Genomic DNA, 26,087 nt, shown 5'->3' with positions numbered 1-26,087 from the left:
ATCACTGTCGGGCTTGGGTTTTATCTGATCCTGATGGGCCGTCAAGCGATCATGCTGATCGGTAATGGCACCACCGAAACCGTGGTGCTGGGAGTTGCCATCCTCGTGCTGCCGTTTTTGGGAGCGTACGTGGGATTCACTACGCTGCGCGCCGGATTCCAGCATTCCCGGCTTTCCCAGCTTATCGCTGCCGACGGCCTTGAACTGGACACTTCAGGACTGCCCAGGCGTCCTTCCGGGCGATTCGAGCGTGAGGCGGCGGACGCGTTCTTCCTCACGGTGAAGGCGGACCTCGATCAGCACCCTGATGACTGGCGGCACTGGTATCGCGTCGCACGTGCGTATGACATAGCAGGGGACCGCAGACGGGCACGTGAAGCGATGAGCCGGGCGGTGGAACTCGAACGAGAGAAGCGGCGCCAGAACGTGAACGAATGACGCACGTGGCGGTACGCTCAGGCGCGTGCCGAGATTGCTGATCGTCCATCACACGCCGTCCCCGCACATGCAGGCCATGTTCGAGGCGGTGGTTTCTGGTGCGACGGATCCAGAGATCGAGGGCGTTGACGTCGTGCGTCGCCCCGCATTGACTGTTGCACCTGCGGAGATGCTCGAAGCTGATGGGTACCTGCTCGGCACCCCTGCCAACTTGGGGTACATGTCGGGCGCGCTCAAGCACGCGTTCGACGTGTGCTATTACCTCTGCCTCGACTCGACGCGCGGACGGCCATACGGCCTCTTCATCCATGGAAACGAGGGCACTGAGGGTGCGGAGCACAGCGTCGAGCGCGTAACGACGGGGCTGGGCTGGGTCAAGGCCGCTGAGTCGGTCGTGGTGATGGGCAAACCAGCCAAGACCGATCTCGAGACCTGCTGGGAATTGGGCGCTTCAGTGGCCGCTCAGCTGATGGCGTGACCACGGACACGCTCGACGCACAATTGCCTACTGTTCGTTGCGCGGTGCGTCGCTTGAAGTATCGCTCTCGCTGGCCGGTGCCGTTTCCTCAGGAGTGGCCGCTGAGTGGCTCGCATCCGGTGCGGCGTCGTCCTGGACGGGCGCGGACGACGTGCGCGTCCGGGAGTGTGGCGGCTCCCACGACCATTTGCCCTGGTCGCGCAGCGCACCACGGACTGCCTGCGACACCCAGGAGTTGAGCGAAACCCCGTTGGCGCTAGCGGCTTCCTCGGCACGCGCTTTGATACCGTCAACCAAGCGCAGCGTGACGCGAGAGATGTTGCCGCCAAGTTCGTCGAGAGCCTGTTCGAAGTCGGATAAAGCATCTTGCGCCGATGCCCCGAGCTCCGGGCCACCGACCGTTTCGGCATCGTGAATTACGACGACGCTGATGTTGTCTCCCGCGACACGGACGTCAACCGTTCGGTCTTCGAGTTCCTGGGAGATCTGCGCAGCGAGCTCGCTGAGAGCGGACATCAAAACGAGACGCAGCGCGGGGTCTGCCGCCTTCGCGAGTGCTGAGGCAAGCTGCTGAGTCCGCTCATCGCCGAGTGCTGCCGCAGCCACGAGGTCGTCATGGAATCGCTGGGTGTATTGGGAAAGATCCATGACACCACAATGACGCCACAATCTGCTGCCGTCAAGGAAAAGTGGCGCCATTGTGATGTCAGCTTGGTGTCATGATGGCGTCACTCTTCGTTTCCCTTGCGGCACCGCGGTGGTTCAGTTGGCGTCTTCGATGAACTTCTTCAGCCCTTTGGACGCTGTTTCCAGCGCCATCTTTTGGCCGCGCTTCACCAGGAAACCAGGCATCGGAATTTTCAGATCCACCGCAAGATCGAAGGTGACGGAGGTGCCCTTCGCGGAAGGCTTGAGGACGTACGACCCCGTCTGTGTCTTCTGCTGGTTGCTCGGCTCGACGAGTTCCCAGCGCACTACGTTGTCCTCGAATGTGTAATCGACGAGCTGCTCATCGCTCACGCCCATGGTGGAGATCGCCATCCAGACTCGGGCCGGACGGCCGTCGTCGTGACGAGACCGCACCTCGACTTTGCGATGCGATGACGACCACAGTGGGAGCGATTCGACATCCGCGATCACCTCCATCACCTTCTCGGGTGGTGCCTGGACGTCAAACTCGATCGATCCGCTAACTGCCATATGCCCGCACTCCTGACTCGTCACCTAGTGAGAGATAATCGATGTGCTTCACCGCATCCGCGAGTGAAGCCACGTGTAGGAGGATATCTGTGCCGGAGATCGTGCCGCTGAAGGTACAGCTCATCGCGAAGACGGAGTTTGTGCCGCCGAGTGATGTCCCGTGGGAGACCGACGCTGACGGTGGGGAAGCGCTTGCCGAATTCGCGGGTCGTGCGTGCTATCAGAGCTGGAGTAAACCGAATCCGCGCACCGCATCGAACGCGGGTTATCTTCGCCACATCCTCGAGGTCGGTCACCTCTCACTGCTTGAACACGGGTCGGTCAGTTTCTATATCTCGGGAATTTCACGGTCCTGCACCCATGAACTCATCCGGCACCGGCATTTCTCGTACTCTCAGCTGTCGCAGCGTTTCGTGCCTGAGCACGATGCGAACATTGTGGCGCCGCCGGCGATCGCCGGAGATCCGGAGCTCGAGGCGCTGCTCAGCAAGGCGGCGGAAGTGACGCGCGAGGCGTACACCGAACTGCTCGAAGCATTGCAGCACAAGTTCGCGGACATGCCTAACGCGCTTCTGCGCCGCAAACAGGCGCGCCAGGCGGCGCGTTCCGTGCTCCCGAATGCAACTGAGACACGGATTGTCGTCACCGGCAACTATCGCGCGTGGCGGCATTTCATCGCCATGCGGGCGACAGAGCACGCGGATGTGGAAATCCGGGAACTCGCGATCGAATGCCTCCGTCAGCTACAAAAGGTAGCCCCCAACGTTTTTGGAGATTTCGATATCGGAACACTGTCCGACGGCAGCGAAGTTGCGACGAGCCCGTTCGTCACCGAAGGATAAGCGAGACAAGCAGCACTTACCGATGCCACGGCCTCGGCTATTCGGTAACTGGCGAACTGAAAGGTAGCGTAAGCACCATGACCACTGGTGTTCCGTCGTCGAACGCAGCACGTGCGTTCGGCACCGTTGTGACCGCGATGGTCACGCCGTTCACCCCTGACGGGAAACTCGATGTGGACGCAGGTGTGAAGCTCGCTGACCACCTCGTCACTGAGGGCTGTGACGGCCTTGTCCTCGGGGGCACCACCGGTGAGTCGCCGACGACAACGGACGACGAGAAAGCGGTACTGCTGCGTGCCGTGGTCGACGCGGTCGGTGATCGGGCCCGCATCATTGCCGGCGCGGGCAGCTACGACACCTCGCACAGCATTGAGTTGGCCCGTGCCTCGGCGCAGGCGGGCGCACACGGCTTGCTTGTGGTCACCCCCTACTACTCGCGTCCGCCGCAGCCTGGCCTGCTGGCGCATTTCCGCGCTGTCGCAGACGCGACCGATCTGCCAGTGATGCTGTACGACATTCCGCCGCGCTCAATCGTCCCGATCGCGCGGGACACGCTTTTCGCGCTCTCCGAGCACCCGCGCATTATCGCGGTCAAGGATGCGAAGGGGGATCTCAATCTTGGCGCCGAGATCATTGCGACGACCGGACTGGAATACTACTCAGGTGACGATCCGCTGAATTTGCCCTGGCTTTCTGTGGGAGCGGTTGGATTCGTCAGTGTCGCCGGACACTTCGTCGCGGGGCGTCTGCGTAAGATGCTTGATGCAGCGACCATCGGCGATTACGCGCGGGCCCGCCGCCTCAATGCATCGATGTTCCCGCTATTCCGCGCAATCGCGGCGCTGGGCGGTGTATCCGCCTGCAAAGCCGGCCTGCGCCTGCTTAAAGTCGAAGCGGGCGATCCGCGGCTTCCGCAGGTTGCACCGACAGTCGAACAGGTTCAGGCGCTCGCCGCGGAACTGCGTGCGGCTGGGGTACTGCAATGAGCGATTCCCGGCAGCAGCGCGGACGTCGCGCCACACGGTCCTCAGGGCCACCACAGCCTGCAGCGGCGCCGGAAAGGAACACCAGCGTGCCAGCAACTGTCGCACCCGCATTCGATCCGACGGCCAAGCTTGGCGCTCCACCTCCCGCACCGGATGACGGACTGCGGATCTACGCCCTCGGCGGCATCAGCGAAATCGGCCGCAATATGACGGTGTTCGAACACGCCGGCCAGATGCTCATCATCGATTGCGGTGTCCTCTTTCCCGAGGATCAGCAGCCGGGAGTCGACCTGATCCTTCCGGACTTCCGTCCGATCGAGGACCGCATCGACGACGTCGTGGCCGTGGTCCTGACGCATGGCCATGAAGACCACATCGGTGCGGTTCCGTTCTTACTCCGGCTGCGCCCAGACATCCCCGTGGTCGGTTCGCGCTTCACTCTCGCGCTCGTGTCCGCGAAGGCACGCGAGCACCACCTCAAACCAAACCTCATCGAGGTCACCGAAGGTGAGCGTGCGGAGTACGGCCCGTTTGACCTTGAGTTCTTCGCGGTCAACCACTCCATTCCCGACGCGCTCGCGATCGCTGTGCGTACGTCCGCGGGCACTGTCCTCCACACCGGCGACATCAAGCTCGACCAGCTCCCGCTCGACGGCCGGCTCACGGACCTCGCCGGGTTCTCCCGGCTCGGTGATGAAGGCGTGGATATCCTCCTCGTCGATTCGACCAACGCCGAAGTCCCTGGCTTTGTGATGCCGGAACGCCAGATCGGGACGGCGCTCGACACCGTCATCGGTAAGGCCAGTCAGCGCGTGATCGTGGCGTCCTTTGCTAGCCATGTGCACCGGATCCAGCAGGTGGTTGACGTCGCTCAGCGATACGGCCGCAAAGTGACCTTCGTCGGCCGGTCGATGGTGCGCAACATGAAAATCGCGCAGGACCTCGGCTACCTCACGATGCCCGAGGGTGTGGAAGTCGATCTCGATACGGCCGCGAAGCTCCCTGACGACAAATTAGTACTCGTATCGACCGGCTCGCAGGGCGAGCCGCTTTCCGCGCTCTCGCGAATGGCGCGCGGCGAACACAACCAGATCAACATTCGCGCCAACGATCTCGTCGTGCTCGCGTCCTCGCTGATTCCCGGAAATGAGAACTCTGTCTTCGCCGTGGTGAACGGTCTGGCGAAGCGTGGGGCCACGGTCGTGACGCAGGCGCACGCGAAGATCCATGTCTCAGGGCATGCGTCGGCGGGGGAGTTGCTTTTCATCTACAACGCGGTCCGTCCGCGCAACGTGATGCCCGTGCACGGAGAGTGGCGGCACCTGCGAGCCAATGCTGCGCTCGCCGAGGCCACCGGGGTGCCGCCGGAGCGCATCATGCTGGCCGAGGACGGCGTCGTCGTCGACATGGTGGAGGGAACGGCGCGCATCACCGGCCGTTACCCCGTCGGTCACGTGTACGTCGACGGGCTTTCCGTTGGCGACGTGGGAGACTCGACCCTGTCGGACCGGCTCATCCTCGGCGAAGGCGGCTTCATCGCTATCACGGTCGCGATCGACGTGGAGACGGGCAAGGCGGTGAGTACCCCAGAGGTTGCTGGACGCGGCTTCTCCGATGATCCAGCGGCGCTCAAGAGCGCGGTCGAGCGTGTGGAAGACGAGCTTGCACGCCTTGAGGCTGAGGGTGTAACTGATTCGCACCGCATCGCCCAGGCCGTTCGGCGGACAGTGGGCAGATGGGTTGCGGAAACGTACCGCCGCCGGCCGATGATCGTCCCGACCATTCTCGAGGTCAGCGGCAAGTAACAACCCGGCGGTGACGACCGCTGTCGTGGCACTCGTCGAGCGCGTGGTTAGCGAAGTGCTAAATGTCTCGGCAGGACGATGGGTCCGCGACGGTCACGTCAGGTAAGCGAGGAACTCGCTGTAGGCATGCTCGAGGGCGCGGATCTTCTCGACATATGGCTGGGTCTGGGTGGAGTATTCGCCGCCCGCAGGCATCCCGCCGAAACGCAGAACTGCACCGAAGCCCGCGTTATAAGCGGCCAGGGCGAGCTCGATCGGGTCCCCCGCTACCCTGCCGCTGGCGATCGCGTCATGGGTCATCTCGAGGTTGTGACACATGTACCGGGCTTGCGCGGTCAGCGCGTCGGGAATGCTGAAGGGATCGCGAGTCCCGTCGCCGTCGGCGTCGACTCCCCAGGTCTCCCATGTCCCCGGCGTGAACTGGGCGGGCCCCTGGGCATTCGCGTAACTCACCGCATTGACGTTAAAACCGCTTTCCGCGTAAATCTGGGCCGCAAGGTGGCCCGGGGTCACTTCACCACATTCGGCGCTGGCCTTGAAGATCCACTCGGTGAACTCAGCGGGAACGGGTTTCGGCACGGGCGGGGGTGCGGGGGGTTCATCAGGCTCTGCGATTTCGTCAGCGGCGGCGCTTGCGACCGCTTCGGCGGCTCGGTCCACTTCGGCAGTGGCGGCGGGCTCGGTGGGAACCGCGTTGCTGATTGTGATAGCGGCGGCGATAGCAGTGATGGCGGACGTCAGGACTAGAGCTGGTGAGTTCATAACGAAAACGACTCTCCAATGCTCAGCCCGGCATTTCCACAAGTTGTGGCCCGTTTCATAACGGTTGCGTAACGGACCGGGTGGTGCGCTGTTGCGGTCTTCAGTGCGGGAACCGCACGTCAGCGCCGCGATGCACTGGTATGAACCTCAAGTTCGCGATGTCCAGAGATATGCCAGAGATCACACCGCAATCCTTTGGTTCACACCGTCAGATCGTGCGAGGCAGCAAAGGCTGGGTTGTGTCAGCCGAAGCGGTGCTGGTGATCACAACGTGGGCCCGGCTTGCGGGAGGTTGGCGGATGTCGCCTAGATGGGGTGTTGAAGGCGCTCAGATGATTTCAGTCGTGCTGTCACAATCTGCACCCAACGGCCCATGTGCGCCAAGACTGCTACCGCCATGATCGTTTGTCGGCTAGCGTGGAGGGTATGACGTAAGTCACAAAGTACGAGTGCTTAGGTCGGTGTTAGGGGGTTGTGATGGGTGGGGGACCGGGCGCAGACGACTCCCGGGCAAGCTCAGGCACAGAGCAGCCCGCTGCGCCCACGCTGGCTCGGGTGCTTTCCGTGGCGACGCTCACGCCTGGTCAGGCCGCGCTCCTCATTAGTGATCTCCTAGCAGAAGCCGGTAATGGCCACGCAGAAAAGGAGCCGAGCCTACGTTCGATCCGCCTGTCGCTTGACGGTTCGCTTATCGGGCCGTTCGCGCGTCCGGAGCAGGGGAACCGTGATGCCGCAGGGAACCGCCAGCCACAGCTTGAGCCAGCGAGCGCACAAGCTTCCGCTGGTCAGCGCGGCGTCAACGGCGTGAACGGCGTGAACGGTGCAGCCCGCACCGTTCGGGGGCTGGTGTACGCGCCCGCGGACTCGCAGGGTAACGGCCACCGCGAAGTTCCTCCCGCGGTGGCTGGGATCGCGCGGCGCCTCGTCGATAGCACCCGCGACTCGCCGAGTTACGCGGCCGCCGCAGACGCGCTCGATGCAGAACTTGGTAGCGTCCTCCAGTCAGCTCCGGGTGCCGGGGACCGTATTCTTACGCTGGCGCACACGAAACTCGGTGTCACTGATCCGCGTGCGGTCCGTGCTGAACTCGCAACGATAGCCCAGGCCGCTCACCGTGCCTTTCCCGTGGCGCCGGCTGAGCTGCCAGCTAACGATGTACACGAGACGCACGAAGCTGCCGTGAGCACTGTGAGCCGGACGCCAGGGCCGCAAGAGGCCGAACAGAGCGGGCTGGTTTACAAACCCCAGCGAGTTCCGTTCTGGCGCAGAGACAAAGTGTGGCACCGAAAGTTCCGTGTTCCCTCACGCCGACTGATCGTGCTCACAGTGCTGGTGGTCGCGCTTGCGGGCGCTGGAGTCGTCACGATCCCGCGTGTCGTGGCCGACCTGCAGGGTACATGGGACACCCTGATGAACCCGCAACCGCCCGACCAGCAGCTCGCGCCGGTCTCCCCGCCGGAGGAGCAAGATGCCGGGCTGCCATTGGAACCAATCCCTGAGCTAGCGCCAGCGTCGGCCGGTGAGGTCGCGCGGATCTCAGCGTCGCTCGCTGACGGCCAGTGCGTGCCAGGACGCCCGTGCAACGTGCGGGTAGACGTACAGTTTGCGGCGGGGGCCGTCCCCGAGGTCAGCAGCTGGACCTTGCACGTCGCTGACCGTTGCACCGGCGAGGTAGTGGAGCACCCGGGACTCGCCATGCCCGTCCAAGAAGGCAGCAGACAGTCGTACGGAGTCAGCGAGATCCCACTGGAGAGCAGCCCCGCGATGGCGATAATCGCGATGACAATCGCGCCAGCGCAAGCCGCGTCCGAACCCATCCTTGTCCCCGCCGATGGTGGCGCATGCTGAAGGGGTGAGGGGCCGGGATGATGAGCGACGAGCACAAGCCCACCACTGATTTCCTGCTGATCGGTGCGGCTCTCGTCCTTGTCCTTTTCGGGCTGCTCAACCTTCTGACACTCAATATGACAGGCGCGGCGCTGCGGCACGCGGCCTTCGCGGTTGCTGGGTTCGCGCTGCTTTTCGTCCTGTCGCGGCTCAAGCTCTCTGATCTTCGCCCACTAGCCTGGCTGGTGTACGCCGTGGCAATGGCGCTGCTGCTCGCGGTACCGATTGCGGGTGTCACCGTGAAAGGAGCGCAGCGCTGGCTCGCGCTCGGGCCCATCAGTATTCAGCCCGCGGACCTTGGCAAGCTCGCGATTGTGCTGGCCATGGCTTCAGTGCTCGGCAGCGGATACCGTCCGTTGCGACTGCTAGCGGCGCTGGCGCTTGCCGCGCTGCCGATTGGACTTGTCGCCCTGCAGCCGGACCTGTCCACTGCCCTGGTGCTGACAGCCACTGCGGTGATGCTATTGATCCTGGGCAGGGTCCCGCTGCTGCCACTGCTCCCGCTCTTCGGGGCAGCGCTTGCCGCGGTCCCGATCGCTGTGCTCGCGTTGCGCCCCTACCAGCTCGAGCGGATTCAGGTCTTTCTCTCGGGTGACCACGACCCCGCCGGGTCGGGCTGGGCAGCCGTACAAGCGGAGATCGCGGTTGGCGCGGGCGGGCTGTTCGGGATTGCGACCGATCCGCTGTATCCGTTGCGTGCGAGTTATGTTCCGGAACGCGAGCATGACCTGGCTTTCGTCAGTCTGGTGTACGCCTGGGGGCTGCTCGCGGGTCTCGCGGTTGTGATCGCGCTGCTCATCATCGTATGGCGGTGCACGCTGGCGGCACGCATAGCGCGTACACCGCAGGGCGCGCTGATCGCTTCAGGTGTGGCGGTGTTGTTCGCGGTGCATGGCGTCGTCTCGATCGCTGCCAACTTGTCGCTGCTCCCACATACTGGTTTACCGATCCCGCTGTTCAGTTACGGCGGTACCGTCATGACGGTCCATCTGGCCGCGCTGGGACTTGTTCTCGCCGTCCGGCGCGACGGCGAAAACCGGCCATTGTGGACGGTGCCTGGTTCAGTCCATCAGAGACCGCGCGGTGCTCGTGTGGGCGCACTCGCGGTGAGCGCGCTCCTTGTCGCGATGTCCGGCTTCATTTGGGAGGTGCAGAACAACCGCGGCGAGGAATTGCTGGCGCTGAGCGACGCACAGATGACGCGCTGCATCCGGATTCCCGCGGAGCGCGGGAACATTGTCGACCGTCACGGGGTGCCGCTCGCGGCCAACTCAACCGAGTATGCAATCGAATTGGTCCCTGGCATGTTCCGTGCAAGCGACACTGCCGCACTCGCGCAGCTGCTCGGCCGCGACGAGCATGAGCTCGCCGCCCGCATCGATCGGCGCGGCGAAGAGATCAGCGTGCGACTCGGCGACGTCGAAGCTGACCAGGCGCGTGCGGTTGTCGGAGCTGCACTTCCCGGCGTCTTGGTGTTGCCTTCCGGGCATCGGCACTATCCGCACGGGGACGTGCTAGGACACATCCTCGGCTTTGTGAGGGTCGGCAGCACCGACGATATGCAGAGGTGGCCCGGCCTCGCTCTCGGCTCAGTGGTGGGGGCCACGGGGATTGAGCGTCAGTACGACGCTGTGCTGCGTGGCATCGACGGGAAGCAGTGTGTCTTTGTCAGTCCCGCGGGACACCCCGTGGCCGCAGGCGAGCGCATCGACCCAGTGCACGGCCACGACCTTCGTTTAAGCGTGGACCTCGAGATGCAGCGCCGGGCAACATCATCGCTGACCGACACACTCCACGAGAGTGGTGGGGATCTGGGCGCGGCCTTTGTCATGGACGCGAGGACGGGTGCCGTGCTGGCGATGGCGAGTGTCCCCGGCTACGACAACAACATTTATAGTCCGCCAGCGAATGTCGACGCGATCCAGCAGCTCGCCCAGGCACCCGGGCACCCCCTGCTCAACAAAGTCACTCAGATTGCGGGTCCGCCCGGGTCCACCTTCAAGATCGTGGTGGCCGCCGCGAACGCGCAGTTTCAGACCTTGTCCCCTGCATACGTGATGCCCACTGGCGCGGCATTCTCTTACGGCGGGCACACCTTCCGCAACTGGCAGCCAATGGGGCCCCACAACATGGTGCAGGCTCTTCAATGGTCAGACAACGTTTACTTCTATCGGCTGGGTCTGTTGCTGGGTCCTGAACGTATGGCAGAGGTGGCTCAGGCGCTTGGAGTGGGCAAACTTTCCGGGATCGACCTCCCCGGCGAGATTCCGGGCTTCCTGGGAACGCCTGAGACCGTAGCGAACATCGGCGGGACCTGGTACGGCGGCTCCACAGTTCTCATGGGCATCGGGCAGGGCACCGTTAACGTCACACCGCTGCAGGTGGCGCGCTGGACAGCGGGCATCGCAACGGGACGGGTAGTCACACCTCAGCTCGGCGACGCGTACGGGACGGAAGAGTTCGTGCAACTCAACCGTGAACCGGCAGCGCCACTGCCGTTCGCTGACCAGCTCGGACCGGTGCGCGAAGGAATGCGGGCCGCTGTTACGGGCGGTACGGGAGGTCAACTCGCCGACCTGCGAATTTCGTCCGCTGCGAAAACCGGAACAGCGGAAGACCCGTCAGCACCGGGGAAGGGCACCAATGCGTGGTTCTCGGCAGTGGCTCCCTACGAAGACCCGGAGATTGTTGTTGCCGTGTACGTCCGCGGCGGCGGTTTCGGTTCCGCTGCAGCGGGCCCGGTTGTAAAGGATCTCCTCGAGTACTACACCGATCACCGTCTCGGTCCGGTTCCGGGCACGCCATAGCAGGTATCAGGCCGCAAACGCTGACAGCACCTCCTGGTGCGAGAGGCAACTTGTCGCCCCTTCAGCAACGCACGTGAGTGGTCGTTCCGCAACTTTGACGGGAAAACCCGACGCTTCCTCGAGCAGTTGTGTAAGTCCACCAAGAAGCGCACCACCCCCGATGACGATGAGTCCTTCAGCGAGTACATCGCACACTGCCTGGGCGGGGAGTTCTTCCTGACACGCGGCAAGCGCATGAACGATCTCGGTCGTTGTCGGGCGCAGCGCATCTGCTACCTCTTCCGGCGCAAGGGTGACGATGCGCGCGCGGCCGGTAGAGGCGTCCCGGCCTTCAATCACCAGCGAGTGGCCACCGCTGTCGTGCATGTGGATCTTAGCGTTCTCGGCGGTCAACTCTCCGACGACGACGCTGTGCTCAGCTCTCAGATAGTGGTAGAGCGCGCTGGTGAGTTCGTCACCTGCGAGCTTGCAGCTTTGGTGGGCGAGGATTCCACCGAAGCAGAATGCCGTCATCTCAGCGGTGCCGCCACCGATGTCGACGACGAGGTGAACACGTGGCTCCAGCGGGTTCACGCCGGCGCCGAATGCGCCCGCCACTGGCTCAGGGATCAGCGCCACCTTCCGAAGCCCGGCCTCCTGGCCGACTTCGAGCAGCGCGCGCCGCTCCAGCGGCGTGGCGCCTGCTGGAACTGCGATCACTCCGCGCGGCCGCACCGCCAGTTGCCACCGCGGCACGACCTTGCGGATAATCGCCTTTAAATACGCACGCGCGGAGTCGAGGTCGACGATGACACCATCGCGCATCGGTCGCACCGTCGACATGCCATCAGGTGTGCGGCCCACCAGCTGGCGCGCTTCAGAGCCGACAAGAATCGCACGGTGCGGATCCTTGTTGCGTACGAGCATCACTGATGGCTCATTGAGGATGATTCCCTGCGAGGGGCTTCCGACGACCGTGTTAGCGGTCCCAAGGTCGATGCCTAATCCGTCCACAGCGCCTCCCAATGTGATCGTGATCACAAACTTATCGCGGATGGGCCTTCGCTGGAAGGTTCTTTGACGAGTTCAGTGCGACCAACTTCCGCCCGCCCGCCGCATCTCGTTGCGCGAGTACCTAAGGGCGGGTTTTCGCAACGGCCCGGAACTTCACCCCCTAGTTGGCCAACCAGCAAACACGGGCAGTTTCCATCTGGCAGGGATGGAAGCTGCACTGGGTATTCCTACTGGGGGCCTGGTTGAGCCAGTTCGGGCACCAGGCCAATTTGCTGCAGGGCTTCGAGCATGTCGTAACTATTCCAGTCTTCGACGACTCGGCCCTCGTCCCACTTCGCGATGGTGATTCCGGGCATTACGTAGGACTTGCAGGTCCCGGGCAGTCCCCTGAACTCACCGCGCGCGGTGCCGGCCATTGTGTATCGGATCGCCGTCATGTCACCTTCGACGAGGATGTCGTGGACGTCGTGGACGTCGTGGATGTCGTGGACGTCGATGTGTAAGTCGGGCTGAGCGGTCCGGAGGTCGGAAACAAGGTCGCGGAGCCCGCCAACACCGTTGATTGGGAAGGAAGGCCGGTGGAACGAGCAATGCTCGGCATACAGCTGGTCACAGACGTCGAGGTTGCCCTTGTTCCCGAGTTCGTCCATTGTTCTGCGGATCAGATCTCTGCACTCGTCAGGCGTCATGATCTGCCTCCTTAGCGGAGCAAAACAACGGCCGTGGGCCCCAGGCCGCTCCTGAAGACTTCGCTGCGGCCGCCGTGCTCAGCCTGCGCCGACTGGGTTCCGTACGAAACGCGACCGCGGTACTGGCGGCGGTGTTCGCTCCTGCGGTTCCGAGTCCCTTACGTGTTGCAGGTGGTTGCTGCCACTTCGGGCGCCTGCCGCGGCGCGGTGTGTGATGATCGGGGAGCCAGCTGAAGCTTCCAGCCCGCCGATAGGGGTGCACGTGAAAACAGCGTCTGTTGCGGAACTCGCCCGGGAACTGATCGATCGCGCGGCGGAGTCGCCGCATGGCCGCACCACTGAAATCTTGCACGGTGGCAGCGGCCACACGCTGCGCCAGATGGTCATTGCGCTCACCGCGGGGCAGGAGTTGAGCGAACACGAAAACCCTGGGGAGGCAACACTCTTCGTCATCATCGGCAAGGTGCAGCTGAATACTGAAGGCGCCGCGGCGGAGATGGGTGAAGGCGACTTCCTCATCGTGCCGCACGAGCGGCACAGCCTCGATGCACTGGAGGACTCCGCGGTGTTACTCACGACCGCGATTAACCAGTACTAACTGTTCGGGCTGGTGCGCGCTTGATGGAGGTGCCGCTGCAGGCGGTCGCGCACGTCCGCCATGATGTCCTCCCAGTCGGTGCTGTCCACTGCGGTTACTCCCGAATCACCCGCGAATGCGCTTGAGACCACAATGTCGGGCGCGAGGGTGCCAAGTAGAGACAGTGTCGTGAGCAACGAGTCCGCGTCGCTGTAGCCGGCGATGTAACCGGCCAACCAGCGCCCGCTTGCGCTGCGGTACACCGTGTCGCCGGTGAAAAGATACTTTCCGCTGGTGCCGGCAGCAAGGTAGCAGCTACTGCCTGGGGTGTGGCCCGGGGCAGGTATCACCTCGAGCCCATCTACGGTGTGCCGCTCAGCGAATGCATCCCCGACTGGCGCCTGCTCGCTCGCGAGATGCGCTTCGGACGCGTGAATGTGTAACTGAGCGCCGAAACGCTCGCGAACGTCCCCCAATGAAGGCGCGATCTCGTCCTGGTGACTCAAATAGTGGTGCGCGACGCCGCCGAGGTCGGCGATGTGATCGAGTTCGTGCGCGTGTGTGGTGTTGTAGAAGAGAACATTGCCGGATGGCGGCGTCCATAGGTACGCATGCGTGCTCAGGCCGGGCGCCGGGAACTCTGGTTCGGTCTCCCAGAGGTCGGGCTGGATCTGGCGCATCGTGCTCCTCCTTCCTCTAGGCGGTACCACCAGTAACATCAAGGGTCACAGGGGTATTCCAGCTCACAGAAAGTGCTCGGACAGATCTCTTTGCGTTGGCATAGTGTCGGCATGGGTCTGAAGTGTGCTGCTGTCGCGGGTGCGACGCTCAGTGTGATGGCTGCAGGCGCGTGGTTCCTTCCGGCGGCGGACGCCGGACCACGACTGTCGCCGCCAATCATCCTTGCAGCCAGTGACAGCACTGCTGGTTTAGACCCGGCGCTCGCTGCCGCGTTCCGGCAAGCCCAAACGGACGCACGCCGCGATGGCGTCGACATGTGGATCACCTCAGGGAAGCGCAGCCACGCGGAGCAGCAGCAGATGTGGGAGAACGGAATCCGCACCCACGGCAGCCCTGAAGCAGCACGCAGATGGGTGCTGCCACCGCACGAATCCGCGCACGTAAGTGGGCATGCTATCGATGTCGGCCCGGCTGCAGGCGCACAGTGGCTCGCACGGAATGGCAATCGGTACGGGCTGTGCCGCACGTACGAAAATGAATGGTGGCATTTCGAGCTCGCAGCACTGCCAGGACAGCCGTGTCCGCCGATGGTGCCCGATGCGAGCTGGCCGCTGCCGCCTCGCCAGTTACCGAGCGGACCCGGTGCCTCGTCGATCGAACTCCCCGTCATACCGGGCATTGATCTGTCCGGGCTTGAGACGCTCGTGGTGACAGTAGAGACGGAACTCCGGAAAATGGGCCTGTAGCGCGCAATTGCGGGGCTGCAATTGCGGGCGTCAGAAACTAATCCCCATCGCCCACGATCCCAGTGCGAAAACAGCGACGGTAATCAGCATGACGCCCACGATATTGAGCCAGATACCCGCACGGATCATCTGGCCGATCGTGACTTGGCCAGAACCGAAGACAATGGCGTTGGGTGGAGTGGCGACCGGGAGCATGAAGGCACATGACGCGGCGAGCACAGCGGGCAGCAGGAGCAACATCGGATCCATCCCAAGGCCGAGAGCAACGCCGCCGAGGACAGGGAGGAATGTTGCCGCCGTCGCGGTGTTGGATGTCAACTCAGTCAGAAGGAGCACAATCGCACACGTTCCGGCGACCAGGAAGACGATCGGCAGTGCGCCGAGCCCGCCGACCTGCGTGCCGATGTACTCATCGAGACCTGTGTCTTGCACGGCCCCAGCGAGACTCAGCCCGCCTCCGAACAAAATGAGGACACCCCAAGGCAGGCCGCTCTGCACAGTGTGCCAATCAAGCGTGCCGTGGTGGAATTTTCGCCTGTCGTCACCGCCATCCGCGGTGGCCGAATCCGCTGCGCTGTTTTCGGGCGTACGGGTATCACGTGCAGGCAGCAGGAACAGAACCACCGCTGCAGCGATTGCGATGCCAGCATCGGAGAGGTTTGCCATAAATGGCAACACCGTGGTGAGTGCGTCGAAGTCAGCGAGAAGATCACGGAACACCCAGAGCAGCGCCGTCACCACGAAAACGACGAGAACGTTCCACTCACCGCGGGACATGGGGCCGAGTTCGTGGATCCTGTCGTGGATCATCTCCTTGCCGCCCATGATCTGCTTGATCTTGGTGGGATAGATGACGTACGTCAGCAGCAGCCAGACGATAATCAGGAAGACCACCGCAATGGGAACACCGATCCGCATCCATTCAGCGAAACTGATCGTGATGCCGTAGTTTTCGTCGACGAACCCCACCATGATCGCGTTAGGCGGACTGCCGATGATGGTCGCGAGGCCACCGACAGACGCGGCGTAGGCGATCGCGAGCATGAGGCACACCGCGAAGTTGCGGACGTTCTTTTCCTCGCCTGGATCGGTGCCGCTCGTGACGAGCGCGAGCACGCTTATCGCGATCGGCAGCATCATGAGGGTCGTGGCCGTGTTGCTCACCCACATGCTGAGGAACGCGGTCGCGATCATCATTCCGAGCACGATCTGTTTCGGATGCGTGCCGACGATGCGGACGGTGTGCAGAGCAATTCGCTTATGCAGACCCCACTTCTGCATGGCGAGGGCGATCATGAAACCGCCCATGAACAGGAAGATTGTGGGGGAAGCGTACGGCGCGGTCGCGTCGGCGATCGGAACGACATCAAGCAGGGGGAAAGCGACGATCGGGAGGAGCGCCGTGGCGGCTAGCGGGATAGCCTCGGTCATCCACCACACCGCCATCACGATCGCGATGGCGGCTGCGGTGCGCCCCTCGATGGTCAGCTGCTCGTGGGCAGGGAGAGCGAAATACGCGAGGACGCCGAGAACGGGCCCGAGAACTCGGCCTGTCCATAGCCGCCCGGGCGAAGCCGGTGCTTGCGGCACGGCTGAGCCGAATCCTACTTTGGAGGATTCGGCTTCAGACATCGTGTGTGCGGTCCGGGAGGGCTGCGGCGCGTCCTGTGGGGGCATGACACTCCAATCACTTCTGGTGAACTGGTGCCCATCTGTCCGGCAGTGAAACAGGCACCACTTCAGTCTCACCAATTACATCGTGATGTGCGCCACTATGCCCCATATTCACCTGTGCCCGCCGAGAATTTTGTCCGGCGAGTGTGTCAGAGAAGGCCCTCGGTAAGGTGATTCGGTGTGCCGTACCGGTGCGCGGTGATCGAAACCGCCTGTTCATGCAGGAACGGCAGCAGTTCGACGCGGCCGGCGGCCACCACCGGCGACCCGTAGATTGCCACATCCGGCTTGCCGTCCGCGGCGAGCGCGGTCGCCGAGTAGTCGCCGCCGACGAGGCGAATACGGGTGCCTGAGTGCGGTCCCGTCCGCGCGGCAAGCCGTGCGACATGCGCCTTCCACTGTTCCGCATCCTCGCGGAGCACCTTGACACCGCACGCGACCAAAGCATTCGAGATGGTCTCGGGCAACGAGACACTGGTGCTTACAGTCACTGACGCCGCGGCACGCAGCCCCGCCGCTGCCACGCGCACTACCTCGGCTGTGCCGTGGCCGGACGTGGGGGCTTCGAATCGCACGGTGACCGGTACCGGCCGGTAGCGCAGCACATTTCGTTCACCCTGCAATCCGGTGCGATCCTGAGCGATTCCAAATTCTGTCGCCCACATGTGGCCGTCACTGCTTAGCGCGCCGCGCAGCCAATGGGCATCCTCCGGTGCGAGTTCCGGCTCTACGGCGGCAATCAGCTGAGCTGGCTTTTCCTCGATCGGGTGCGACTCCGCCACTGGGGCGTCGAGCCAGCTCCCCATCCCGACCAGATAGTTCGGCCCGCCCGCCTTGGTGCCGGCGCCGATGGCCGACTTCTTCCAGCCGCCGAACGGCTGCCGTTGCACGATCGCGCCGGTGATGCCGCGATTGACGTACAGGTTTCCCGCCTGCACGCGATCGAGCCAGAACGCGACCTCGTCGCGGTTCAGTGAATGCAGGCCCGAAGTGAGGCCGTACTCGATCTCGTTGACAACGCTGATCGCCTCGGCGAGCGTCTCAGCTGTCATGATGCCGAGGATCGGGCCGAAGTACTCCGTCATATGGTACTCGGAGCCGCGTTTAACCCCTTCGCGCACACCCGGGCGCCAAAGCTTGCCGCTCTCGTCAAGTTGCTGCGGCTCAACGACCCACGACTCGCCCGGTCCGAGGGTTGTGAGTCCGCGGCGCAGTTTGCCAGCGGCAGGCTCGATGAGCGGCCCGATCTGGGTTGTCGGGTCCCACGGGTAACCAGCCTTCATGGATCGCACGGCATCGAGAAGCTGGTTGCGGAACCGCTTTGAGGATGCGACTGTACCGACGAGAATGACCAGCGATGCCGCCGAGCATTTCTGTCCAGCATGGCCAAATGCCGAGTAAGCGACGTCTTTGGCGGCGAGGTCGTAATCAGCGGATGGCGTGACGATAATCGCGTTCTTCCCTGAGGTTTCCGCGAGCAACGGCAGGTCCGGGCGGAACGAGCGAAAGAGCTTCGCAGTGTCGTAGGCGCCAGTCAGGATGAGCCGATCCACGGAAGGATGCGCGACGAACTCCGCGCCAAGTTCTTTCTCGCCTAACTGCACGTATTGGAGGACATCGCGCGGCACGCCTGCTTCCCACAAGGCTTCCACCATAACTGCACCGGTGCGCTTGGCCTGATGCGCAGGCTTGATGACCACAGCGGAACCGGCGGCAAGTGCCGACAGGGTTGACCCGGCGGGAATGGCCGTGGGGAAGTTCCATGGCGGCGTGACAACGGTCAGCGACGACGGCACGAAGGTGGCCCCGTCCACGTACTCGAGTGCTTTGCCGAGTTCCGCATAGTAATGCGCGAAGTCAATCGCTTCGGACACCTCAGGGTCGCCCTGGTCGAGCGTTTTACCGCACTCCGACCCCATGACTTCGAGCAGTTGGGCACGGTTGGCTTCGAGGACATCTCCGGCGCGGTGCAGAATCGCGGCTCTTTCCGCAGCGCTCAATGCCTGCCACCGCCCTGCGGCCGCAACACCGCGGGCCATGACGTCGTCGAGCTGCTCGGCTGTCTCGATCCAACTGTCCGCCACTGTCTCATTGCCGAGTTGGGACGACTGCATCTGCTGGACGATTGCACGGCCCCAGGCCCGGTTGCCAGGCAGATCGGGGTCGGTATCAGGGGTATTGCGGAAACCTTCCCGCAGCCCGGGTGCTTGCGGCTGCCGCCGGTCCTGGACGCGGTGGGGCGCTGGAACCGCGTCTGTGAGAGTGTCGACTGAGGCGAGGAAACGCTGCTTCTCTCGCTCGAAGAGTGCCTCGTTCTTGTCGAGTTCGAAGAGTGCCGACATGAAGTTTTCTTTCGATGCGCCTTCCTCGAGCCTGCGAATCAGGTAGGCGATCGCGACGTCGAACTCCTGCGGATGTACGACGGGTGTGTACAGCAGCAGGGTGCCGACATCTTTGCGGACGGCTTCAGCCTGACCGGTGGCCATGCCAAGAAGCATCTCGAAATCGATTCCGGCAGTGACATTTCGCTTCTGGGCGAGCAGCCACGCGAGGGCGATGTCGAACAAGTTGTGGCCTGCCACGCCGATGCGGACGTTCTGAATGTGCTCTGGCCGCAGCGCGTAGTCCAGCACCGCCTTGTAGGAGGTGTCGCTCTGCTGTTTGCTGTGCCACGTGGCGAGCGGCCATCCGTGCAGTTCCGCGTCAACGATCTCCATGGGCAGGTTTGCGCCTTTAACCACACGGACCTTGACCGGGGCCCCGCCGCGGGCGGTGCGCTGTGCAGCCCAGTCCTGCAGGTGCATCATTGCAGCGAGCGCGTCTGGGAGATACGCCTGCAGCACGATTCCTGCTTCGAGGCTGTGGAACTCGGGTTTGTTGAGAATCTCGGTAAAGACCGCAATCGTCAGGTCGAGATCCTTGTATTCCTCCATGTCGAGGTTGATGAACTTACGTTTGGGTGAGGCGCTCGCGGCCTGACGGTAGAGGGGTGTGAGGTTCTCGACGACGTGCGCTACAGCTTCATCGAACGCCCAGTGGTTGTGCGGCGCAACGGTTGACGACACTTTGATCGACACATAGTCGACGTCGTCGCGGGCCAGCAGCCGACGCGTTCCTTCGAGGCGGCGCGTCGCCTCAGCCTCACCGAGGATCGCTTCCCCGAGCAGGTTGATGTTGAGGTTGATGCCCTCCTTTTTGATCTTTTTGATTGTCTTGCCGAGCTTTGCGTCCGTGGCGTCGACAATGAGGTGACCCACCATGTGGCGCAATACTCGCCGCGTTACGGGAATCACGAGCCGCGGCATCAAGACGGCGAGGATGCCGCCGAGAGTCACGGCCAGTTTCATGTACCAGGGCAAGAACGCCGGTGTCTTCGGCGCGAGTGCCCGCAGGTTCTGGGCCGCAACGCGCGTGTCCTCAGGGCGAATCACGCCATCGACGAAGCCAACGGTGAACTCCAGACCGTTTTGGTCGTTCAGCACGCCAGCGAGTTGAGCGGCTGAACGGTCGACGGGGTAGGTCGCCCCTTCGATAAGCCAGCGTCTGACCAGCTCTATCGCCTCGCCGGTAAGTTCCTGCGGCTGAACTGGGGTATGGGTGTTGTCCTTGATGGTGCTCACCGCGGAACCTCCTCCTCGCGGTCGACCGGCTAGCCGGTTGATGCATATAAACGCACCCCTGACCCGTGCGGGGTGCCTGACGAATCTGCGCGTTTCAGTTGTGTCTTCTGAGTATGGCGCTGGCCATACCTTCGGGTATAGCGACGTTTTCCGAAGGGTATCGTTAAGGAAAACCGAACGAATTCGGAACGTTGAGGAGGCCGGCGTGCTGGACGTGCATCGACTGCGCCTGTTGCGTGAACTCAGCCTGCGCGGCACCATTTCCGAGGTCGCCGCGGCCCTCAGCTACAGCCCGTCATCGATATCGCAACAGCTCTCGATACTGGAACGCGAGGCAGGGGTGACTCTGCTGCGGAAGACTGGCCGAACGCTGCAGCTAACACCGCAGGCGTTGCTGCTCGTGGCACACGCGACGGAATTGCTCGATACGCTTGAGCGCGCCGAAGCGGCGCTTGCTGCGTCAAATACCGCGGTCACCGGTACCTTTCGGCTCGCTGTCTTCCAAACCGCCGCGCTCGCCCTTATCCCGCAGGCGCTTCGCGCCCTGCGGGACCGGCATCCCGATGTCCGCGTCGAGATGGTGCAGCATGAGCCGGAAACCGCCCTTCACGAGACGTGGGCCCGGGACTTCGACCTCGTAGTAGCCGAGCAGTATCCGGGGCATGCGGCACCGCACTATGCTGGGCTTGACCGGCAGTTTCTCGCCGGCGATGCGATTAGGCTCGCGCTGCCGCCGTTCGATGCCGCGCCGGGGGAATTTGGCGCCGCAGACGCACTCTCCGCTGCAGCGAACCTGCCCTGGGTGATGGAACCCGCGGGCGCGGCGTCCCGCCACTGGGCCGAACAAGCTTGCCGACAGGCCGGATTCGAGCCGGATGTACGATTCGAGACTGCAGATCTGCAGGCCCACGTGCGGTTGGTCGAATCCGGCAACGCGGTCGCCTTTCTGCCTGATCTCGTGTGGGTCGGGCGCACCGCGAACGCTCGCCTCATCGAACTCGAAGGACTGCCCAGACGGACGATCTTCACGGCGATCCGGTCATCGAGTGGCGGGCACCCGGCGGTACGCGCAATTCGGCATGCTTTGGAAGAAACCGCGCACGATCTTGCAAGTCTCTGGTAATTTCTACGCAATCTGCGCGCGACGACCCGATGAGCGTGTTCTGCCTCTCTGCCGATAGGCCTCGACTGGCAACTTCAGCGAGGCCACTCAGAAATCGAGGATTCATGTCTGATCAAACGTTCCAATTGATCGCGATCGGGATTTACTTCGCCGCGATGCTTGCCATCGGTTATTACGCCTACCGGCAGACAACCGATATCAACGATTACATGCTTGCTGGGCGCAAGCTGAAACCCGGCGTCGCGGCCCTCTCCGCGGGCGCCTCGGATATGTCGGGCTGGCTGCTGATGGGTCTGCCCGGCGCGATCTATGTCGCGGGTCTCGTGGAGGCCTGGATCGCGATTGGCCTGACAATCGGTGCTTACCTGAACTGGAAATTCGTCGCACCACGGCTGCGGTCGTATACCGAGGTCGCGAACAATTCCATCACCATTCCGAGCTTTCTGGAAAACCGGTTCAAAGACCGCACGCGTCTGCTTCGCATAGTCGCTGGCCTGATCATTCTCGTGTTCTTCACGTTTTACGTCTCGTCGGGAATGGTTGCCGGTGGAATCTTCTTTGAATCCTCCTTTGATTCCACTTACCTCTTTGGCATGTTCCTCGTCGCCGGGATCACGCTCACGTACACCCTTTTCGGCGGCTTCTTGGGCGCATCGCTCACGGATGTGGCCCAAGGTCTGCTGATGCTCGCTGCACTCATCGCCGTCCCGGTCACAACGTTCATCGTGATGGGCGGCTGGGGTGATGTTATCGGCGCGATCGACGCCGCGGACGCCGCACACAACGCGGTGAATCCGGATGATGAACTGAACCGCACCTCATTGCTTTTCGGCGGGAGTGTGCTCGCGATAATCTCGGCCGCTGCGTGGGGGCTCGGCTATTTTGGCCAGCCGCACATTATTGTCCGTTTTATGGCGCTGCGGTCATCCGCTGACGCGAAGGCCGGGCGCCGAATCGGGATCAGCTGGATGGTGATCACCTCAATCGGGGCGATCGTGACCGGGCTGATCGGTGTTGGTTACTTCTTCACGGAAGATGCGACACTCGCGAATCCGGAAACAGTGTTCCTGCGCCTGTCGCAGATTCTCTTCCACCCGTTCATCGCGGGCCTAGTGCTTGCCGCAGTGCTGGCCGCGATCATGTCGACGATTTCGTCGCAGCTGATTGTGTGTTCGTCCGCTCTTGTCGAGGATATCTACCGCGTCTTTGGCAAAGAGGTGAGCAGTAAGCGGCTTGTTCTGCTCGGCCGTCTCGCGGTTCTTACCGTGGCCGTCATAGCGATGCTGATCGCTATTGATCCGGGCGGCACGATCCTTGAACTAGTCGGATTCGCCTGGGCGGGATTCGGCGCCGCATTCGGGCCGATCATTCTGCTGTCGCTGTTCTGGCGCAAGCTCACAGCCGCTGGGGCTCTCGCGGGAATGGTCACCGGTGCTGCAGTGGTGGGAATCTGGGGCAACGTAGGAGACCTTTCAGCCACGATGTACGAGATCGTCCCAGGGTTCGTCGCCTGTGCCATCGCCGCGGTTGCAGTGTCACTGATGAAGCCCGCACATGACGACGAAATACAGGAGGAGTACTCCCAGATGGAAGCCGCCGTTCGCTGACGAGGCGCCCCCATCACCCGAATCCATCAGCGCTGGTCAACAAAAACCCCCGAAAATCGATGGTTTCTGTTGACCAGCGCGTATGGATTTGGAGGCGGGACCGAAGCAAGTAGGCTCAAGGCGTGACGGAACCGGCTCGTCGTGTCTACGCCAACCGAACGCTCAACCTCCGTTCTGTGGAGGCAATCGGCTACGACATGGATTACACCCTCCTGCATTACCGCACCGCTGAGTGGGAGGGGGCTGCGTTCGAACACGCAAAGCGGGTTCTCGCGAGCCGCGGTTATCCCGTGCAGGATCTCGTCTTCGAGCCAGACAAGTACCTGCAGGGGCTGGTTATCGACCTCGAACTGGGCAACCTCGTTAAAGCGACCCGGTTCGGGTACGTGATCCAGGCCCAGCATGGCACCCAGCGGCTCACTTTCAGCGAACTCCGGCGCTCGTATAACGGGGTGTTTATCGACTTGGCGGAGCCGCGCTTCCGGTTCCTCAACACCCTGTTCTCCATGTCGGAAGCGGCCCTTTACGCGCATCTCGTTGACCTGCTCGATGCCGAGGAAATAAAAGGCCCCGTGGGCTACGACGAGCTGTACGGCCTGGTGTCTTCGGCCCTGGACATGTCCCACACCATGGGTGAGCTCAAAGCTGAGATCACCGCCGACCCGGATCGGTTCTGTGATCTCGACCCGGAGACCGCGGAAACGCTAATGGACCAGAGACTCGCGGGAAAGAAACTGCTCCTCATCACCAACAGCGAATGGACGTACACCCGTGCGATGATGAGCTACGCCTTCGACCGGCACATGCCGAGCGGCAACTGGCGCGACCTCTTTGACATTGTGGTGGTCGCTGCCGCCAAGCCGCGTTTCTTTTCCGAAAGTCCGCCGGCGTTTCGCGTTGTCGATCAGCAGCGCAATCTGCTCGAGCCGCACATCGGACTGCTCGAGCCGGGCGGCGTGTATTACGGGGGCTGCGCCAGACTTGTCGAACGCAGTCTGCAGCTCGATGGTGCGCAGATTCTGTACGTCGGCGACCACCTATTCGGTGACGTTCACGTGTCGAAATCAGTGCTGCGGTGGCGGACAGCGCTGATTATGAGCGAGCTCGAAGCCGAAATAGCGGACGCAGCGAAGTTCGCGGACGACGAGATGCGTTTGCGCACGCTGATGACGAACAAGGAACGAATCGAAGATCAGCTCTCTCGCGCTCGGCTGCGCCGTGCCCAGGCTGCCGCGCGGGGGAACGCCACCGATTCCGATGACACGGACATCAATGCGCTCTACGAGAACATCCGTGAACTCGACCAAGAAATCGCACCCCTGGCGCAGGCTGCAGGCACGCTCGGTAATCCAGTGTGGGGACCGTTGATGCGGGCGGGCAACGACAAGAGCTTGTTTGCGCGGCAGGTGGAGAAGTTCGCGGACGTCTACACGTCGCGCGTGTCGAATTTCGGCAAACACACTCCGTACGCGTTTCTTCGCGCCACCCGCACCAGCCTGCCGCACGACGTTCCGGGTACGCGCAGCTAAACGCGTGCGCTCTCTGTCACGCCTTTCGCGTCAGCCACGCGGCCGAATCCGGCGGCAGCACAACGTCAATGTCCGGTATCGAGCCGAGCACTACTTTCCATCCGTACGGCAGTCGCACCGGGTTCCGCCCCGCGTTGACCCAGCACTGGAAGCCGTCACGCGCGAACGCGACAACGTCCTTGGGGATCCCTGTAACCCACTGCAGTGGCGTAGCCGGTGGCAGCAATGCCTTGCGCAGGCCGACTGCTGATCGGTAAAGCTGCAGACACGATGCCGCATCTGCCTGCTGAGCGGCGGCGGTCAGGTCACCCCAATGCGCGGGCTGCGGCAGCCACGGCTGTTCCTCACCGGGGGAGAACCCGAAGGGCGGACTTGTGCCCGACCAGGGCAGCGGTACCCGGCACCCGTCCCGGCCGACATCGGTGTACCCGGATTGCTGCCATGTTGGGTCTTGGCGAGAATCGGCGGGCAGATCCTCGACCTCTTCGAGACCAAGCTCATCGCCCTGGTAGATGTACGCAGTACCGGGGAGGGCGAGCTGCAGGAGCGCGGCAGCGCGGGCACGACGGCGGCCGGTCACGTGGTCGGGCTGTTCTGCCGCCCAGCGCGCCCGGTCCCATTCCGGCTGGACGTCGAAGCTCGGTTGCGTGCGCGCGTAACGCGTGACGGGTCGCGGAATATCGTGGCTCGCGAGTACCCAGGTTGCGGGCGCTTCCACGATGTCGGCCTGAATGAGTGCGTCGTCAATGACGTTGCGCAGCGCTTCAGCGCGCCACGGCGCTCGGGTGAAGTCGAACTGGAATGCGGTGTGCAGTTCGTCGGGCCTGAGGTACCGGGCTAGGCGGTTGTTTGTGGGAACCACCGCTTCTGCGACGAAAATACGTTCGGGTGAGTAGGATTGCGCGATCTTGCGCCAGGCCCGATAGATCTCGTGCACGCCGTCTTGGTCCCGAGCCGGGTGCGGCTGTGTCCGCCAATCGTCGGGCCGCGGGCCTGCATCGGGCAGATCAGGGTGTTTGATGAGGCCGTGCGCGACGTCGATCCGGAATCCGTCGATCCCGCGGTCGAACCAGAACCGAAGGATGTCTTCGAATTCGGCGCGCACTTCGGGGTTGTCCCAGTTCAGATCGGGCTGCTCAGGTGCGTAGAGATGCAGGTACCACTCACCGGTTGGCAGTTGGGACCATGCTGGGCCACCGAAAGCACTGGTCCAGTCGTTGGGCGGCGATTCCCCGCGTGGTCCGCTGCCGGTGCGCACGACGAACTTCTTCCGGGCTGCCGGATCGCCGCTCAGTAGTGCCTTAAACCACGGATGCTCGGAAGACGTGTGGTTAGGCACGATGTCGATAATGACCTTGAGGTCGCGCTCATGTGCCTCGGCTATTAGCGCGTCAGCGTCACTGAGCGTGCCGTACGCGGGTTCGATGTCGCGGAAGTCGGCAACGTCATAGCCGCCGTCGGCCATCGGGGACGGGTACCAGGGCGTAATCCAGATTGCGTCCACGCCGAGGCTGGAAAGGTAGGGCAGCTTCGATCGCAGACCGTTGAGGTCGCCTGCGCCATCCCCGTTGGCGTCAGCAAAGCTGCGGATGTACACCTGATAGACGACCGCGGATTTCCACCAGTTTTGCATTCTGCTCCTC

General features: G+C 63.0%; 21 protein-coding genes. 12 read left to right on the top strand and 9 right to left on the bottom strand.

The window, feature by feature from the left end; translation table 11 throughout:
• The first annotated feature begins 33 nt into the window (after positions 1 to 33).
• Together ONR57_RS11240 and ONR57_RS11235 are read left to right on the top strand one after the other, a co-directional pair.
• Positions 34 to 438, top strand: a complete 405-nt coding sequence (locus tag ONR57_RS11240; RefSeq protein WP_265123619.1) for a hypothetical protein — start codon at positions 34 to 36, stop codon at positions 436 to 438.
• A gap of 25 nt (positions 439 to 463) precedes the next feature.
• Entirely contained in the window at positions 464 to 916 is a 453-nt protein-coding gene (locus tag ONR57_RS11235) for an NAD(P)H-dependent oxidoreductase (RefSeq protein ID WP_265123459.1), read from the top strand.
• A 27-nt stretch (positions 917 to 943) separates the two neighbouring features.
• Here ONR57_RS11235 and ONR57_RS11230 read toward each other — a convergent pair whose 3' ends face one another.
• The gene (locus ONR57_RS11230; RefSeq protein WP_265123458.1) at positions 944 to 1,564 is read right to left on the bottom strand and encodes a toxin-antitoxin system HicB family antitoxin; all 621 of its coding nucleotides are present in this window, start codon (positions 1,562 to 1,564) and stop codon (positions 944 to 946) included.
• 114 nt (positions 1,565 to 1,678) lie between these two features.
• Positions 1,679 to 2,116 carry an SRPBCC family protein gene (locus ONR57_RS11225; protein ID WP_265123457.1) on the bottom strand — a complete coding sequence of 146 codons (438 nt, stop codon included), beginning with the start codon at positions 2,114 to 2,116 and terminating at the stop codon, positions 1,679 to 1,681.
• An 89-nt stretch (positions 2,117 to 2,205) separates the two neighbouring features.
• Between ONR57_RS11225 and thyX the strand changes: the two genes are divergently transcribed.
• The 3 genes from thyX to ONR57_RS11210 all read left to right on the top strand — a co-directional run bounded on the left by thyX (position 2,206) and on the right by ONR57_RS11210 (position 5,749).
• Positions 2,206 to 2,958, top strand: a complete 753-nt coding sequence (gene thyX / locus ONR57_RS11220; RefSeq protein ID WP_265123456.1) for an FAD-dependent thymidylate synthase — start codon at positions 2,206 to 2,208, stop codon at positions 2,956 to 2,958.
• A 77-nt stretch (positions 2,959 to 3,035) separates the two neighbouring features.
• Entirely contained in the window at positions 3,036 to 3,944 is a 909-nt protein-coding gene (gene dapA, locus ONR57_RS11215; protein WP_265123455.1) for a 4-hydroxy-tetrahydrodipicolinate synthase, read from the top strand.
• Positions 3,941 to 5,749, top strand: coding sequence for a ribonuclease J (locus tag ONR57_RS11210; protein WP_265123453.1), 1,809 nt, complete (start codon positions 3,941 to 3,943; stop codon positions 5,747 to 5,749). The genes dapA and ONR57_RS11210 overlap by 4 nt, the downstream gene beginning before the upstream one ends.
• Before the next feature lie 93 nt (positions 5,750 to 5,842).
• On the opposite strand, the gene ONR57_RS11205 is transcribed toward ONR57_RS11210, so the two are convergent.
• Entirely contained in the window at positions 5,843 to 6,511 is a 669-nt protein-coding gene (locus ONR57_RS11205; protein WP_265123452.1) for a lytic transglycosylase domain-containing protein, read from the bottom strand.
• A gap of 477 nt (positions 6,512 to 6,988) precedes the next feature.
• Here ONR57_RS11205 and ONR57_RS11200 point away from each other — a divergent pair, with 477 nt between their 5' ends.
• A complete protein-coding gene (locus tag ONR57_RS11200) occupies positions 6,989 to 8,359 on the top strand; it encodes a hypothetical protein (protein WP_265123451.1) in 1,371 nt (456 codons plus the stop codon).
• A 17-nt stretch (positions 8,360 to 8,376) separates the two neighbouring features.
• The gene (locus ONR57_RS11195) at positions 8,377 to 11,205 is read left to right on the top strand and encodes an FtsW/RodA/SpoVE family cell cycle protein (protein WP_265123450.1); all 2,829 of its coding nucleotides are present in this window, start codon (positions 8,377 to 8,379) and stop codon (positions 11,203 to 11,205) included.
• A gap of 6 nt (positions 11,206 to 11,211) precedes the next feature.
• Here the strand turns inward: ONR57_RS11195 and ONR57_RS11190 are convergent, their stop codons facing one another.
• Both ONR57_RS11190 and ONR57_RS11185 read right to left on the bottom strand, forming a co-directional pair.
• On the bottom strand, positions 11,212 to 12,198 hold the full coding sequence (locus ONR57_RS11190) for a rod shape-determining protein (protein WP_265123449.1): 987 nt from the start codon (positions 12,196 to 12,198) through the stop codon (positions 11,212 to 11,214).
• 227 nt (positions 12,199 to 12,425) lie between these two features.
• Positions 12,426 to 12,887, bottom strand: coding sequence for an ester cyclase (locus ONR57_RS11185; RefSeq protein WP_265123448.1), 462 nt, complete (start codon positions 12,885 to 12,887; stop codon positions 12,426 to 12,428).
• A 262-nt stretch (positions 12,888 to 13,149) separates the two neighbouring features.
• Between ONR57_RS11185 and ONR57_RS11180 the strand changes: the two genes are divergently transcribed.
• Positions 13,150 to 13,485: a cupin domain-containing protein gene (locus ONR57_RS11180; protein WP_265123447.1), complete on the top strand. Its 336-nt coding sequence runs from the start codon at positions 13,150 to 13,152 to the stop codon at positions 13,483 to 13,485.
• Here ONR57_RS11180 and ONR57_RS11175 read toward each other — a convergent pair.
• On the bottom strand, positions 13,482 to 14,144 hold the full coding sequence (locus tag ONR57_RS11175) for an MBL fold metallo-hydrolase (RefSeq protein WP_265123446.1): 663 nt from the start codon (positions 14,142 to 14,144) through the stop codon (positions 13,482 to 13,484). The two genes, ONR57_RS11180 and ONR57_RS11175, sit on opposite strands and share 4 nt — an antisense overlap.
• Positions 14,145 to 14,255: 111 nt before the next feature.
• Between ONR57_RS11175 and ONR57_RS11170 the strand changes: the two genes are divergently transcribed.
• Positions 14,256 to 14,891, top strand: a complete 636-nt coding sequence (locus tag ONR57_RS11170) for a M15 family metallopeptidase (protein ID WP_308198680.1) — start codon at positions 14,256 to 14,258, stop codon at positions 14,889 to 14,891.
• 30 nt (positions 14,892 to 14,921) lie between these two features.
• On the opposite strand, the gene ONR57_RS11165 is transcribed toward ONR57_RS11170, so the two are convergent.
• Both ONR57_RS11165 and ONR57_RS11160 read right to left on the bottom strand, forming a co-directional pair.
• Positions 14,922 to 16,568 (bottom strand): DASS family sodium-coupled anion symporter, encoded by a 1,647-nt coding sequence (locus tag ONR57_RS11165; protein WP_265123445.1) that lies wholly within the window; start codon positions 16,566 to 16,568, stop codon positions 14,922 to 14,924.
• Between the two features lie 146 nt (positions 16,569 to 16,714).
• Positions 16,715 to 20,185 carry a bifunctional proline dehydrogenase/L-glutamate gamma-semialdehyde dehydrogenase gene (locus ONR57_RS11160; protein ID WP_265123444.1) on the bottom strand — a complete coding sequence of 1,157 codons (3,471 nt, stop codon included), beginning with the start codon at positions 20,183 to 20,185 and terminating at the stop codon, positions 16,715 to 16,717.
• A 205-nt stretch (positions 20,186 to 20,390) separates the two neighbouring features.
• Between ONR57_RS11160 and ONR57_RS11155 the strand changes: the two genes are divergently transcribed.
• The 3 genes from ONR57_RS11155 to ONR57_RS11145 all read left to right on the top strand — a co-directional run bounded on the left by ONR57_RS11155 (position 20,391) and on the right by ONR57_RS11145 (position 24,444).
• The gene (locus ONR57_RS11155; protein ID WP_265123443.1) at positions 20,391 to 21,308 is read left to right on the top strand and encodes a LysR family transcriptional regulator; all 918 of its coding nucleotides are present in this window, start codon (positions 20,391 to 20,393) and stop codon (positions 21,306 to 21,308) included.
• Between the two features lie 104 nt (positions 21,309 to 21,412).
• The gene (gene putP, locus ONR57_RS11150; protein WP_265123442.1) at positions 21,413 to 22,915 is read left to right on the top strand and encodes a sodium/proline symporter PutP; all 1,503 of its coding nucleotides are present in this window, start codon (positions 21,413 to 21,415) and stop codon (positions 22,913 to 22,915) included.
• A 122-nt stretch (positions 22,916 to 23,037) separates the two neighbouring features.
• On the top strand, positions 23,038 to 24,444 hold the full coding sequence (locus ONR57_RS11145) for an HAD-IG family 5'-nucleotidase (RefSeq protein ID WP_265123441.1): 1,407 nt from the start codon (positions 23,038 to 23,040) through the stop codon (positions 24,442 to 24,444).
• 16 nt (positions 24,445 to 24,460) lie between these two features.
• On the opposite strand, the gene ONR57_RS11140 is transcribed toward ONR57_RS11145, so the two are convergent.
• Positions 24,461 to 26,077: a glycoside hydrolase family 13 protein gene (locus ONR57_RS11140; RefSeq protein WP_265123440.1), complete on the bottom strand. Its 1,617-nt coding sequence runs from the start codon at positions 26,075 to 26,077 to the stop codon at positions 24,461 to 24,463.
• Positions 26,078 to 26,087: the final 10 nt, after the last annotated feature.

It is taken from the genome of Hoyosella sp. YIM 151337 (assembly GCF_026041215.1).
Lineage (GTDB): Bacteria > Actinomycetota > Actinomycetes > Mycobacteriales > Mycobacteriaceae > Hoyosella.
Note: the sequence above shows the minus strand (reverse complement) of the source record. Positions and strands in the feature narration are given on the sequence as shown.